Annotated in this window: 13 protein-coding genes; 6 read left to right on the plus strand and 7 right to left on the minus strand. The window is 54.8% G+C overall.

Annotation, left to right across the window (positions count from 1 at the left end):
- The 5 genes from hisD to CLV88_RS16175 form a co-directional block, all read right to left on the minus strand.
- Complete coding sequence (gene hisD, locus CLV88_RS16155; protein ID WP_106609448.1) at positions 1 to 1,308, minus strand: histidinol dehydrogenase; 1,308 nt, start codon at positions 1,306 to 1,308, stop codon at positions 1 to 3.
- Positions 1,309 to 1,317: 9 nt separating this feature from the next.
- Positions 1,318 to 2,646 carry a TRAP transporter large permease gene (locus CLV88_RS16160; RefSeq protein WP_106609449.1) on the minus strand — a complete coding sequence of 443 codons (1,329 nt, stop codon included), beginning with the start codon at positions 2,644 to 2,646 and terminating at the stop codon, positions 1,318 to 1,320.
- Between the two features lie 11 nt (positions 2,647 to 2,657).
- Positions 2,658 to 3,173: a TRAP transporter small permease gene (locus CLV88_RS16165; protein ID WP_106609450.1), complete on the minus strand. Its 516-nt coding sequence runs from the start codon at positions 3,171 to 3,173 to the stop codon at positions 2,658 to 2,660.
- Positions 3,174 to 3,285: 112 nt separating this feature from the next.
- A complete protein-coding gene (locus CLV88_RS16170; protein WP_106609535.1) occupies positions 3,286 to 4,431 on the minus strand; it encodes a TRAP transporter substrate-binding protein in 1,146 nt (381 codons plus the stop codon).
- A gap of 28 nt (positions 4,432 to 4,459) precedes the next feature.
- Complete coding sequence (locus tag CLV88_RS16175) at positions 4,460 to 4,642, minus strand: hypothetical protein (RefSeq protein ID WP_106609451.1); 183 nt, start codon at positions 4,640 to 4,642, stop codon at positions 4,460 to 4,462.
- A gap of 148 nt (positions 4,643 to 4,790) precedes the next feature.
- Here CLV88_RS16175 and CLV88_RS16180 point away from each other — a divergent pair, with 148 nt between their 5' ends.
- From CLV88_RS16180 to CLV88_RS16200, 5 genes are all read left to right on the plus strand, one after another.
- The gene (locus CLV88_RS16180) at positions 4,791 to 5,834 is read left to right on the plus strand and encodes a LacI family DNA-binding transcriptional regulator (protein WP_106609452.1); all 1,044 of its coding nucleotides are present in this window, start codon (positions 4,791 to 4,793) and stop codon (positions 5,832 to 5,834) included.
- Between the two features lie 153 nt (positions 5,835 to 5,987).
- Positions 5,988 to 6,275: an Asp-tRNA(Asn)/Glu-tRNA(Gln) amidotransferase subunit GatC gene (gene gatC, locus CLV88_RS16185; protein ID WP_106609453.1), complete on the plus strand. Its 288-nt coding sequence runs from the start codon at positions 5,988 to 5,990 to the stop codon at positions 6,273 to 6,275.
- A complete protein-coding gene (gene gatA, locus CLV88_RS16190) occupies positions 6,275 to 7,762 on the plus strand; it encodes an Asp-tRNA(Asn)/Glu-tRNA(Gln) amidotransferase subunit GatA (RefSeq protein ID WP_106609454.1) in 1,488 nt (495 codons plus the stop codon). Before gatC ends, gatA begins: the two co-directional genes overlap by 1 nt.
- Before the next feature lie 34 nt (positions 7,763 to 7,796).
- Positions 7,797 to 8,654, plus strand: a complete 858-nt coding sequence (locus CLV88_RS16195) for a hypothetical protein (protein WP_106609455.1) — start codon at positions 7,797 to 7,799, stop codon at positions 8,652 to 8,654.
- A 21-nt stretch (positions 8,655 to 8,675) separates the two neighbouring features.
- On the plus strand, positions 8,676 to 9,335 hold the full coding sequence (locus CLV88_RS16200) for an N-acetylmuramoyl-L-alanine amidase (protein ID WP_480935825.1): 660 nt from the start codon (positions 8,676 to 8,678) through the stop codon (positions 9,333 to 9,335).
- A 77-nt stretch (positions 9,336 to 9,412) separates the two neighbouring features.
- Here the strand turns inward: CLV88_RS16200 and ettA are convergent, their stop codons facing one another.
- A complete protein-coding gene (gene ettA / locus CLV88_RS16205) occupies positions 9,413 to 11,068 on the minus strand; it encodes an energy-dependent translational throttle protein EttA (protein ID WP_106609457.1) in 1,656 nt (551 codons plus the stop codon).
- Between the two features lie 129 nt (positions 11,069 to 11,197).
- Entirely contained in the window at positions 11,198 to 12,073 is an 876-nt protein-coding gene (locus CLV88_RS16210) for a helix-turn-helix domain-containing GNAT family N-acetyltransferase (protein WP_106609458.1), read from the minus strand.
- Between the two features lie 96 nt (positions 12,074 to 12,169).
- Between CLV88_RS16210 and CLV88_RS16215 the strand changes: the two genes are divergently transcribed.
- Positions 12,170 to 12,772 carry a nicotinate-nucleotide adenylyltransferase gene (locus tag CLV88_RS16215; protein WP_106609459.1) on the plus strand — a complete coding sequence of 201 codons (603 nt, stop codon included), beginning with the start codon at positions 12,170 to 12,172 and terminating at the stop codon, positions 12,770 to 12,772.
- Positions 12,773 to 12,946 lie beyond the last annotated feature (174 nt).

Genomic DNA, 12,946 nt, shown 5'->3' on the forward strand with positions numbered 1-12,946 from the left:
TTACCCTTCGGCCGAAAGGTCGAAGTTTTCCTCTGGGAAATACTTCTTCAAGCGGATGTCGGCCGTGCGGGCGTGACCTTCCATGCCTTCAAGGCGGGCAATGCGCGCCGTCGCCTCTGCGACTGGTTTTGAGCCCTCGCGGGTTGCGCGTTGCCAGGTTACGATTTTCATGTATTTGTGCACGCTGAGCCCGCCGGTGTAGCTGGCAGCACCCGAAGTTGGAAGAACGTGATTTGTGCCAGAGGCCTTATCGCCAAAGGCAACGGTCGTTTCCTCGCCCAAGAAGAGCGAGCCATAGCATGATAAACGTTCGAGCCACCATTCGAGGTCTTTAGCCTGTACGGTCAGGTGTTCGGGCGCGTAATCATCTGAAGTTGCCGCCATTTCCTCGCGATCGGCGCACAGGATAACTTCTGCATAGTCGCGCCAGGCAGCCGTTGCGTTTTCGCGGTTCACGTCCGGCAAATCGTCAATCAGAAGCGGCACGAGGCGCATGACTTCTTCGGCAAGCGCTTTATCATCTGTAACCAGCCAGACCGGCGAGTTATAGCCATGCTCAGCTTGGCCAACGAGGTCGGTCGCTACGACCATGGGGTCGGCGGTGGCGTCTGCGAGGATCAGGCTATCGGTTGGGCCTGCGATCATGTCGATCCCTACGCGTCCGAACAACATCCGTTTTGCTTCGGCAACAAATTGGTTTCCCGGGCCGACCAGAATGTTTGCTTTGGGGAGATTAAAGAGACCAAATGTCATTGCCGCGACGCCCTGTACTCCGCCCATAGCCAGAATCTTGTCAGCGCCGCACACATGCGCCGCGTAAATGATTGCCGGTGCGATGCCGACATCTGGCCGGGGGGGAGAGCATGCGATAATATGTTTGCAACCAGCGACTTTGGCTGTGGTTACGGTCATAATGGCGCTTGCGATGTGGCTGTAGCGTCCGCCGGGCACGTAACAGCCAGCCGCAGCAACGGGAATGGCCTTTTGGCCCGCGATCAAACCGGGCACAACTTCGACTTCGAAATTGCTCACAGTTTTCTTTTGCGCCTCGGCAAAGCGTTTCACATTTGCATGAGAAAACTGGATGTCACGTTTGAGCTTGTCCGGCACCAGCTCGGCTGCGGCCGCAATGCTTTCTGGCGACAACAGCACTTCGCCTTCGTATTTGTCCAGCTTCTTGGCATAGTCCAGTGCAGCCTGATCTCCTCCAGCTTCGATGTCGTCAAGGATGCTGCGAACGATCTTCTTGGTTTCCGAGGCGTCGCTCTTGGCGGTGAGCGTTGCTTTCTTGAGGTAGTGTCTCGGCATTGTCGCGTCCTATTTGTAGATGTCTGGTAGAAGAGCGGTGGAAATGATCGGCATGTAAGCGATCATCAGTGTAACGATGAGCATGCACAGCACAAAGGGTACGGCCCGGTAAGCGATCTTGAGGATCGATTCACCTGTTATGCCCGCCACCACGAAGAGGTTCAGCCCCAAGGGCGGAGTAATGAACCCAACACCCAACGCGGTGATCATCATGATGCAGAACTGAATTTCGTTCATACCGATGTCATCAGCGAGCGGCTTAAGGATGGGGGCAAGAATAACGATGTTTGGTGTGGTTTCCATCACGCAGCCCGCCGCAATAAGGATGCAGATCATCATAAAGATCAGAACCATCGGATTGTCGCTGACCGAGGTTGCAGCAGAGACGAAGCCCTGCGGAACGCCAATGATTGCCAGTGCTTCGGCCAGTGGTGCGGAAAAGGCGATGATCGGAAGAATGACACCATTTACTTTGGCGGAGCTGACAAGCATCGCTGGAAAGTCGCTGAGCTTGAGCGTTTTTAGGAAAAAGCCCATTAGAATGGTTACGACAACGGCGGTTGCGCCGGCCTCGGTTGGAGTGAGGCGGCCCGAGAAGATGCCGTAAAAGATGATGCCGGGCACGAGAAATGCATACCAGCCAGATTTCAACGACGTTCCCAGGCGGGAGAAGTATTCCGACATGGAAATGTTTCCGCCGCCTTCCCAGCCGTTCAGGCGGTTCATGATCACGTTGGTCGCAAGGATCGACAACAGAATGGCGACACCCGGAATGAGCGCGGCGAGAAACAGCGTGGACGCAGATATGCCCAGTACCAAACCGATAATGATATAAGCAATCGATGGTGGAATAAGGATGCCAGTACAGGCACCTGCAGCCACCAGTGCGCAGGCATAGGGACGCGGATAGCCTGATTCAACAAGGCGATCGATGGTCATGCGACCGACCGCAGCTGCGCCTGCCGCGTCAGAACCAGAGATGGCTGCGAACATGCCGCACACAAGAACTGTTGCAGAACCAAAGCCACCTTTGGCAAATTGCGTCAGTGCCTCGGCCACGTCGAGAAATTTTCGGCTCAGGCCGGTGCGCACCAGGACGTCTCCGGTTAGGATAAAAAGCGGCACGGCGGTCAGCGCGAAGAAGTCTATTCCTGAAAAGAGCTTTTCTCCCACAAGGCTAAGCGGCAGCGCACCGGACCAGACCAGCATGAGGATCGCAGATGCGCCAATTGCGGCCCAAACAGGTACAGCGAGCGCAACAAAGACGACGAAGAGAATGACGGGCCCGTAAAAATCCCATCCAAGAATAACGGATTGATCAAGTTGGTTCCAAAGCATCGTTGTATCCCTTAATCAAATAACTTGTCGCCTTCGTAGACAGGGCGACCCGCTCGAAGGTCCGCGAGATCACGGATGATGGATTGAAAGAGGCGTAGTAGAACGAGGCCAAAGCCGATTGGCACAGCCATCAGGAACCAGACCCTACTGATGCGCAGCCCGTCTGTTACGGAGCCGAATTTCGCGGATACGTGAACGGTCTCGTACGAGTAATAGAGGGCGACAACGGAAACGGCGACCATCACAAAATCACCAAAAAGGTAGAGCAGTGCTTTTACCCGTGGTGGTACGTAATGCATGATCACGTCGATCCGAATATGCCCCCGTTCGCGCACTGCTGCTGCTGCGCCGATCCATGCGAGATAGATGAACGAGTAGCGGACAATCTCTTCGCCCCAGATCGACGAGTAAGAAAGCAGTTCACGTCTCAGGACTTCGACAAACATCGTCACGACCAACATCGTGTAAAAGACCAGCAACGCCCATCGTTCAGCGTTTCGGTTCAAGCTTTGCAATATTCGTGCCATGCACGTTTCCTCCCCGCGCCACTACGTGACGCCATCGACCATGTGATCGTTTTCGCGTCAGGAACTCGGATAGATTGGGGGCGGCAAATATGCGCCGCCCCGGATCGAGCGGTTATGCGTCGTGAACGTAATAACGCCCTTTGGTGCCGGCGGCCGCTTCCAACTTGGCAAAGGTGTCCATGGATCCGGCAAGCTCTACTTTGAACTCGTCCCATTCCGGGCGTTGGTATCCGCCCGCAGCCTGCCATTCACCAAGTTGGTCATCGCTGAGCGAGTGGAACTCGACGCCAGATTTGACAAGCTCGGCCATGGCATATGCACGTGCCGATGGAACCTTGGCTAGATTTTGGTGCGCAGTCAGTTCGCCAGCAAATTCAACACCTTCCTGTACATCGGCAGGCAGCGAATTGAACCATTCGAGGTTCATCGAATAGACTTGGCTATCCGGTACAGCCTGGGTGAATGTGACGTGGCTCAGGATGTCTTTGAAGCCAAACACGAACAATGCGCCAACTGATGGGTCAAGCGCGTCGGCCACACCTTGTTTGATCGCCGATGGTGTTTCGCCCCAAGCAACCGGTGTCGGGTTAGCACCAACCATTCGATAGTATTGCTGGAGCATCTTTGAACCCGGAACGCGGAATTTCACACCCGACATGTCGCCTGGAGTAATAACGGCGTTCCCACCCTTGCGAACGGCCACAACGCGCGGGTCGATGTTGATGTAGAAGAGCGCTTTGAAGCCTGCAGCTTCGATCTTGGGGTGGACTTCTGATTTCCACGCATCAGACGTCACGAGGTTCGTGAAACGTTGATTGGAACCGCAGAAGTAGGGCATGTTGATCAGATCTGCAGCGCTAGCGAAGGGCGCGAAGTTAGACAGTGAATGCTGTGCGCACTGGATTGTGCCAGCCTGAACCGCCTGAACAAGAGCGCCACCCGCGCCAAGCTGTCCGCCGGGTGCAAGTTTGACATAGATTTTGCCGTTCGTGGCGTTCTGGATGTTTTCCTTGAGGTCGAGCTGCATGATCGGGTAGCTGCGCGATGCGCCAAGAACATATGCAGTTGCCAACGTCATTGTGTGATCAGCAGCAGCCTGGCGTTCACGCTCTTCCTTGGCAGTCTGAGCCGAGGCTTCGCTCGACCAGAGCAAGCCACCTGCACCAGCGACGACGGCTGCGGTAAAACTGCCGGACCCGGCCAGCTTTAGAAAGTTACGCCGCTCTTCCGAAGCCAGTTCTAGTTTGTCACGGTCCATGTTTTCCTCCCTTTGGATCATGTAGTGTTCAATTGTCTTTTGATTTTTCGGCCGTCTCTTTTTGCAAAGTCACAACGACAAACGCCAAAGATGCGCAGAACAAGACGATCATCTCGCCGACGTCGCCAAGAAACTGAGTTCCGCCATTCGCACCGATTACGACGTTCGCAACAAAGACCGAAAACAAACCGATCGCAGTAAATGTAAACAAAGCAGCCTCCCCACTCCGATTCTTGATGAATGTAAGCGCTTACATTGATTTATGCAAGCGCTTACATTTGGCGTGGTGCGAGATAAGTTGCTACTGGTTGAAACTGGAGTTATTGGGCGAGGGCCACGCACTAAGGGCTGATTTAGATATGGGAAAATCGGGACAACCTCGGGCGAGCGGTAAGCGACCTTCGTCTCCTACATTAGAAGATGTCGCGCGCATGTCGCGTGTTTCGACAGCAACGGTGTCGCGCTGTCTGAATAATCCATCTCAGGTTTCAGAGGCGACGCGTGAGCAAGTTCTGAAGGCGGTCAACGCATTGGGGTATGCGCCGAATTTCGGTGCGAGGGCGCTGGCGGCAAAAAGAACGAACACGTTCGGCGCAATCATTCCAACCATGGACAACGCCATTTTTGCGCGTGGCTTGCAGGCATTTCAGGAAGAGCTGGGTCGACATGGTGTCACAACACTTGTGGCGAGTTCGTCTTACAGCCCAGAGTTGGAAGAAGAGCAAATTCGCGCGCTAGTGGCACGGGGTGCAGATGCTCTGTTGTTGATCGGACATGATCGCACCGAAAAAAGCTATGCATTCCTCGAGCAACACCAGATACCTTATGTTGTCGCCTGGACATTCAACAAGGATCAGGCCCGACCTTCCATTGGCTTTGACAATCGCAAAGCAATGGCAAGTTTGACTGAACATGTTTTGCGGCAAGGGCACAGGCGCATTGCACTTGTGTCTGCACCCAAATCGGGAAATGACCGCGCCCGAGAACGATGCGACGGTGTGCATGACGCCATGATGGCTAATGGCTTAGAACCCGCTGACCTTGTCGTCATTGAAACGCCGTATTCGATTTCCAATGGCGCCAAGGCATTTGAACGCCTGATGGAGCAGACAAATCGCCCGACTGCTGTTTTGTGCGGCAACGACGTGTTGGCGGCGGGTGCGCTGACGATGGCGAACAAATTGGGCGTAGACGTACCGGGCGAAGTGTCGATCACTGGCTTTGATGACATTGAAATTGCGGAAATTGTCTCACCGGCTCTGACGACTGTGCATGTTCCGCACAGAAACATGGGGGCGGGCGCGGCCAAGTTGTTGGTAGGCATGCGAAACGGGGCGAGTGGCGCGACGCGCATTGAGTTGCAGGCGGATATCAAACTGCGTGCTTCGCTTGGGCCCGTTTAACCGACAGGTGCGCATTTTGGCGGCGCGGGCGGTTTAATCTGACCCCGAACAAGTGGTGCAGCGAAGGCTTTGCGCAATGGCGAGTCTCGCTTGCGCCCCGGTCAGCGGAGGGGTAAACGCTTGCTGCACGTATTTACCGGAGAGAGCCCGCTTATGTCGATCGACACCGATACCGCCGCGCGCGTTGCCAAGCTTGCGCGCATCAAAGTCGAAGAAGATGCGTTGCCTGCGTTGGCGCAGGAGTTCAATACGATTCTCGGCTTTATTGAGCAGCTGAACGAAGTGGATGTTGATGGGGTTGAGCCGATGACGTCGGTCACGCCGATGCGTCTCAAGCGCCGCGAAGATGTGGTGACCGATGGCGGTCAGCAAGACAAAGTTCTGTTCAACGCGCCTGACGCGCGCGAAGGTTTTTTTGCGGTTCCTAAGGTGGTTGAATAATGAGCGATCTAAACACGCTGGGGCTGGCTGAAGCCCGCGATAAACTGCGCAATGGTAATGTGACGTCGGTCGAACTGACTGAGGCATGTTTGACCGCGATCGAAGGCGCCGGGGCGCTGAATGCCTTTGTGCACAACACGCCCGAGTTGGCCATAGAGCAAGCCAAGGCCGCGGATCTGCGGATCAAGGCGGGAGATGCGCCGGATATGTGCGGTTTGCCGCTGGGGATCAAGGATCTGTTTTGCACCAAAGGTGTTCCAAGTCAGGCGGCCAGCGGCATTTTGAACGGTTTTGTGCCAGGGTACGAGTCCACCGTTACCCAAAACCTGTTCGATGCGGGCGCAGTTATGCTGGGCAAGTTGAACATGGATGAGTTTGCGATGGGGTCGTCTAACGAGACGTCCGTCTATGGCAATGCGGTTAGCCCGTGGCGTCGTGGGAATGAAGAGACAGCCTTGACGCCCGGCGGAAGCTCGGGTGGATCGGCTTCGGCTGTCGCCGCGGATCTGTGCCTTGCCGCGACAGGGACTGATACAGGTGGGTCCATCCGACAGCCTGCAGCCTTTGTAGGTATCACGGGTATCAAACCGACCTATGGGCGCTGTTCGCGTTGGGGTGTGGTTGCCTTCGCGAGCTCGCTAGATCAGGCGGGACCGATGACGAAGAATGTCCGTGATGCGGCGATCATGCTGGAAACGATGTGCAGTCATGACCCCAAGGACAGCACAAGTGCCGATCTGGCCGTGCCAAATTTTGAGGCGATGCTGACCGGTGATATCCGCGGCAAGAAGATCGGTATTCCAAAGGAGTACCAAATGGATGGTATGCCTGCGGAGATTGACGCACTTTGGGCCGAAGGGCGCGAGATGCTCAAGGTGGCTGGGGCTGAGATCGTGGATATCAGTTTGCCGCATACAAAGTATGCGTTGCCCGCGTATTATGTGATTGCGCCTGCCGAGGCCTCCTCGAACCTCGCACGGTATGATGGGGTGCGCTACGGTCAGCGCGCCACTTTGGCGCAAGGTGATGGCATCACTGAAATGTACGAAAAAACCCGTGCTGAAGGGTTTGGTCATGAAGTGCAGCGTCGCGTTATGGTTGGCACCTATGTTCTGTCAGCAGGTTTTTATGACGCCTATTATAACCGTGCCCGCAGGGTCCGTGCCTTGATCAAGAAGGACTTTGAGGATGTGTTCGCACAAGGTGTGGACGCAATCCTGACCCCGGCAACGCCGTCTGCGGCTTTTGGCCTTGGTGAGATGACAGACGCGGATCCGGTTAAGATGTACCTGAACGACGTGTTTACAGTGACAGTGAACCTCGCTGGGTTGCCCGGGATTGCAGTGCCAGCCGGACTGGATTCACAAGGTTTGCCGCTTGGCTTGCAGTTGATCGGGCGTCCATGGGAAGAGGGTGATCTGCTGAACGCCGCCTATGCGCTGGAACAGGCTGCCGGGTTTGTGGCCAAGCCGCAAAAATGGTGGTAAAATAGCCGCCAGGCAAGAAAAGCAGGTCAAATAAATGAAACGGTTTATCCTAGCGGGATGTGCGCTGGTGGCACTTGGTGCATGCCAGCCAAAAATACCGGACAGCGCGGCGGGTGTTGGGTTTGATAACCAGGTAAATTCACCACAAGCACGTGCGCGCCGTGATGCGCAACTTAGCGGGCAGGCGGTTCCACCGTCACAGGTTGTATCACAGGAGACCATACCAGAGGCTCCACGTGTTACTGCACAGCCCTTGAGTTCGGGAGAACCGCTGTCGGCAACGTCTGCTGTTAATCGCCCGGCGCCAACCGCAACGGTAACAGCTGCTAGTACTACAGGTGCGACGACGCAACGTACTAGCGCGCCAGGCACGTCAGGTAACGATGCATCCGACATTGCAAGAGACACTCAAGCAGCCCTTGCAGCCGCGCAAACCAATTCTGGACAAGCACCGCTTGAAGCGAGCCCGTCCAATCCACCGCCACCTGTTTTGTCCAATCCAGGTATCTCGGACGAGAATGACTTTGCCGCAGTAGGGGAGCGTCGCTCGCTTGAGGCGGATGCTGCACAGCGCGAGCGCAACAAGGCAAATTATACACTGATCCAGCCAACAGAAGTGCCAAAGCGCAGCGGGAATTCCGGGCCGAATATTGTGGCTTACGCGCTATCTACAAATAACCCTAGAGGTACACGCGCCTACCAGCGCATTGGATTTAGCTCGGCTTCTAGATATGAAAAGAACTGCGCAAAATATGCCCGTGCAGATCAGGCACAAAGCGCATTTCTGTCTCGCGGTGGCCCAAAAGTGGACCGGCTGGGGTTGGACCCTGACGGGGACGGCTACGCTTGTGATTGGGACCCGTCACCGTTTCGCAAGGCAGCCCGGAACTGATTTTTGGCTGGGCAGTTGGATATAGTTGATCGCCCGTCGCCAAATTTTGGACCCCGTAGGGACGAGTTGAGGCCTGAGTATGTCGTCCTGCACTATACGGCAATGAAAACGGCTGACGCGGCGTTGGAGAGGCTGTGTGATCCAGAATTTGAGGTTTCGGCACATTACCTAATAACAGAAGTTGGGCAAGTCATTCGGCTGGTCGACGAGCGATTTCGCGCTTGGCATGCCGGGGCAGGGATGTGGCAGGGCAAGGATGACCTGAATTCGAGATCAATCGGGATTGAATTGGCCAATCGGGGCAATCATCCCTTTTCTAATTTGCAAATGAACGCCTTGGAATTGCTTCTTGCTGGTATTCTGCAACGCTGGGAGCTTTCTCCGTCTTGTGTAATAGGACATTCGGACATGGCACCGGATCGCAAGAAGGACCCTGGTCGGCGTTTTGACTGGCGGCGGCTAGCGCACCAAAGGTTGGCAGTTTGGTCTGATCTGGGTGGCAATCCATTGTGCAAGAGTTTGCCATGGTCTGAGAGCGCGGCAAGGATCGGATATTCGTTAGACGATCAGGTCGCAGCTTTGGACGCTTTTCGCGCGCGATTTCGGCCGTGGAAAACAGGGCCGCAAGATGGTGAGGATGCTGTTTTGGCTGAAAGCGTGGCGAACCTAATAGAGCGCTGAAACTCTGAGTCAGCGCCGCGCAAAACACCCGCCCCCCCTTTTTGAAGAGGGAATGCGGGTATTTTGGTGTTCGTACCTTAGCGTGAGAACTTCTTGTGTTTCAAACGCTTGGGTTCCAGCGCGTCGGGACCAAGGCGCCGCTTTTTGTCTTCTTCGTAGTCTTCAAAGTTGCCTTCAAACCACTCAACATGGGCATCCCCTTCGAACGCGAGGATGTGCGTGCAAATCCGGTCGAGGAAGAAGCGGTCGTGCGAAATGACGACGGCGCAACCGGCAAACTCTGTCAGAGCATCTTCTAGTGCGCGCAGGGTTTCAACATCCAGATCGTTTGTCGGTTCATCGAGGAGCAGCACATTGCCGCCTTCTTTGAGCAGGCGCGCCATGTGCACACGGTTGCGCTCACCACCAGACAAAAGCGAGAGTTTCTTTTGCTGATCGCCGCCTTTGAAGTTGAAGGACGAGCAGTAAGCGCGAGAATTGACCTGTGCGTCGCCCAATTCAATGATTTCAGCGCCGCCAGAGATCGCTTCCCAGACGGTATCATTGTCCTTGAGGTCGTCGCGCGACTGGTCGACATAAGACAGCTGCACAGTGTCGCCGTAGCTGACCGAGCCTTCGTCTGGCTGTTCCTGTCCGGTCAACATTTTGAACAATGTCGACTTACCCGCACCGTTGGGGCCGATAACGCCGACAATGCCACCCGGAGGCAGCGAGAATTCCAGGTTTTCGATCAGTTGCTTATCGCCATAATGTTTTCCAAGACCTTCAACGTCGATAACCTTGGAACCCAAACGTGGACCGTTTGGAATAACAATCTGGGCGCGGGACAGCTTTTCGCGCTCGGACTGGTTGGCAAGATCGTTATAGGCATTGATCCGGGCCTTTGACTTGGCCTGCCGCGCCTTTTGTCCCTGACGCATCCATTCCAGTTCGCGTTCCAGAGTTTTCTGCTTGGATTTATCTTCACGGGCTTCTTGCTCAAGGCGTTTTGCTTTTTGCTCCAGCCAAGCGGAATAGTTGCCCTCGTACGGGATACCACGGCCGCGATCCAGTTCTAGGATCCAGCCGGTGATGTCGTCGAGGAAATACCGATCGTGTGTCACGATCAGGATTGTGCCCTTGTAATCGATCAGGTGCTGTTGCAGCCATGCGATGGTTTCCGCGTCAAGGTGGTTGGTCGGTTCGTCGAGCAGCAGCATTTCGGGCGCTTCGAGCAACAGTTTGCAAAGCGCGACACGGCGTTTTTCACCACCCGAAAGGTTGGCAATTTCGGCATCATCTGGAGGGCAGCGCAACGCCTCCATAGAGACGTCGATCTGGCTGTCCAGATCCCAGAGATTTTCCGCGTCGATCTTATCTTGAAGCTCGGCCATTTCATCGGCCGTTTCATCCGAATAATTCATGGCCAGCTCGTTGTACCGGTCAAGGATCGCCTTTTTCCCGGCAACGCCGAGCATCACGTTTTCACGCACCGAAAGCGACTCATCAAGCTGTGGTTCCTGAGGCAGGTAGCCAACTTTAGCTCCTTCAGCCGACCAAGCTTCGCCGGTGAAATCCTTGTCGAGCCCGGCCATGATTTTCATCAGGGTCGATTTGCCGGCGCCGTTGACGCCGACAACACCGATTTTCACACCGGGCAGAAAGGATAGGTGGATGTTCTCGAAACACTTCTTGCCGCCCGGGTAGGTCTTGGAGACCCCCTGCATGTGGTAGACGTATTGATAGGATGCCATTGGCTCGACTCCGTTCGCCATAAGTCACGTTGGCGGGTGTGATAGCGGAACGGAAGAGGAGGGCCAAGCGATTTCGGATTGCATAGCGTTTGATTGAGTGAGCTGCAGCTGGTGGCCAGGTTAATCCGTCTAGAGATGCTTTTCGAAGAAAACATCCGGGTAAGGGTCATCATTGAAGCGATCGATTTCCTGCCATCCTGTCGAGCGGTAGAGTTTGACAGCTTCGGGAAGAGCTGAGTTGGTGTCGAGCCGAAGAGTTTTCATGCCAAGGGCGCGGGCTTCTTTTTCTGCTTTGTCCATCAGACGTTTTGCGAGGCCAAGGCCGCGCGCCGTTTTTGAAACCCATAGGCGTTTTATCTCGCCATAACCTTTGTCCGTTCCCTTGACGCCGACACAACCAACAGGCAGCCCATCTAGATAGGCGACCAAAAATGAGCCTCTTGGCGGTGTTAGGTCAGCTGCGTCTGGATCAGCCGACAAGTTGACATCAAACCCCGTGTCAAGCCGTTCGGAGAGCTCTGAATAATACGCTTGCAGGCAGTTTAGGGCATCATCAGCCGCTGATGATATCTGCAAGATAGTCAAGCTTTCGTGTGTCAGCGCGTTCGCGATTGTATCCATGGCGTTTAATAACTCTTCTGGTTCAGGGCAGCGCAGCAGCATTCCTCTTGCACTGTCTTCGGATAATTTTTCATAGGCTTCGAATTCAATTTCGCCATACCTTGTGAGCGTCGCCTTTCGCCTGCGGCCATCCTTCGCATCCTGTTGAACGATCAAAAGGCCTTCATCCGAGAGAGTTCGCAAATAGCGGCTGAGCAAAGTCTTGTCCAAGCCGAGGTATTCGCGGATTCTTTCCAGATCTTGGCCAACCGTACCAATCGCGTGAATGACGCGCGCCAATCCTAGGGCGCGTCCCCGGCCAAGAAATGACTGATTCAGCGCCCCGGTTTCGCGGGTAATGGCGCGGTTGAAGCGGCGAACTCTGAGTATCGGATCGAATGTCATAGTTTACCATGGTCAATTAAATTCGACCTGTGCGCAAGTGGACAATTACGCTTTGAGGTTGACACGACATTTGCGTGGGCAGAGGTATTGCAAGCAATGACTTTTGGACTGCCATATGTGCCTGCGGGGCAAGTTGTCGGGTTGCTGGGCGGTTCATTTGACCCGCCACATACCGGGCACGTTCAGATCACGAAGGAGGCGTTAAAGCGTTTCGGGCTTGATCGCGTGTGGTGGCTGGTGTCACCGGGAAATCCACTCAAGAACAATGGGCCTGCGCCTTTAGGGCTTAGGATGGATGCCGCACGGGCGCTGATGACACATCCCAAGGTCACAGTCTCTGATTTTGAAGTTCAGGCGGGCACGAAGTATACGGCTGAGACGATACGTTTGTTGCAATCCAGATATCCCAAAGTCCGGTTTGTTTGGTTGATGGGTGCTGACAACCTTGCTCAATTTCATCAGTGGAAAGATTGGCAAGAGATCATGGAGCGTGTTCCAGTTGGCGTTTTGGCGCGTCCGGGCGATAGGCTTGGTGCGCGGCAGGCCAAAGCCGCGCGAATGTATGCATCCGATAGAATTCGGTCTGAAGCGAGTAGAGGCTTAGCGCTGTGTGACGCACCCGCATGGTGTTTTTTGAATATTCCTATGACGGCCGAAAGTTCCAGTCGCATCAGAGAGAGCGGACATTGGACAGTGTGAACAGAGTTCGCGATGCATGTTTCGCCTATCTGGTTTGAGCATAACGCCACCGAGCGTAATCAGTTGCATTTTCGTGGCGACCTCTGCGCCATGAGAGTGGTTAACACGCTGGCAAAGCTGTTTAAAACATGTTCTGATATGCTCAGTAAATAGTTCAGCAGGGGTGCTGTCAGG

It is taken from the genome of Shimia abyssi (assembly GCF_003014475.1).
Taxonomy (GTDB): Bacteria; Pseudomonadota; Alphaproteobacteria; order Rhodobacterales; family Rhodobacteraceae; genus Shimia; species Shimia abyssi.

Bases quoted from the DNA above. Each gene is read 5' to 3' on its own strand.
- hisD (WP_106609448.1), bottom strand. From the start codon at position 1,308: ATGCCGAGACACTACCTCAAGAAAGCAACGCTCACCGCCAAGAGCGAC.
- CLV88_RS16160 (WP_106609449.1), bottom strand. From the start codon at position 2,646: ATGCTTTGGAACCAACTTGATCAATCCGTTATTCTTGGATGGGATTTT.
- CLV88_RS16165 (WP_106609450.1), bottom strand. From the start codon at position 3,173: ATGGCACGAATATTGCAAAGCTTGAACCGAAACGCTGAACGATGGGCG.
- CLV88_RS16170 (WP_106609535.1), bottom strand. From the start codon at position 4,431: ATGGACCGTGACAAACTAGAACTGGCTTCGGAAGAGCGGCGTAACTTT.
- CLV88_RS16180 (WP_106609452.1), top strand. From the start codon at position 4,791: ATGGGAAAATCGGGACAACCTCGGGCGAGCGGTAAGCGACCTTCGTCT.
- gatC (WP_106609453.1), top strand. From the start codon at position 5,988: ATGTCGATCGACACCGATACCGCCGCGCGCGTTGCCAAGCTTGCGCGC.
- gatA (WP_106609454.1), top strand. From the start codon at position 6,275: ATGAGCGATCTAAACACGCTGGGGCTGGCTGAAGCCCGCGATAAACTG.
- CLV88_RS16195 (WP_106609455.1), top strand. From the start codon at position 7,797: ATGAAACGGTTTATCCTAGCGGGATGTGCGCTGGTGGCACTTGGTGCA.
- ettA (WP_106609457.1), bottom strand. From the start codon at position 11,068: ATGGCATCCTATCAATACGTCTACCACATGCAGGGGGTCTCCAAGACC.
- CLV88_RS16210 (WP_106609458.1), bottom strand. From the start codon at position 12,073: ATGACATTCGATCCGATACTCAGAGTTCGCCGCTTCAACCGCGCCATT.
- CLV88_RS16215 (WP_106609459.1), top strand. From the start codon at position 12,170: ATGACTTTTGGACTGCCATATGTGCCTGCGGGGCAAGTTGTCGGGTTG.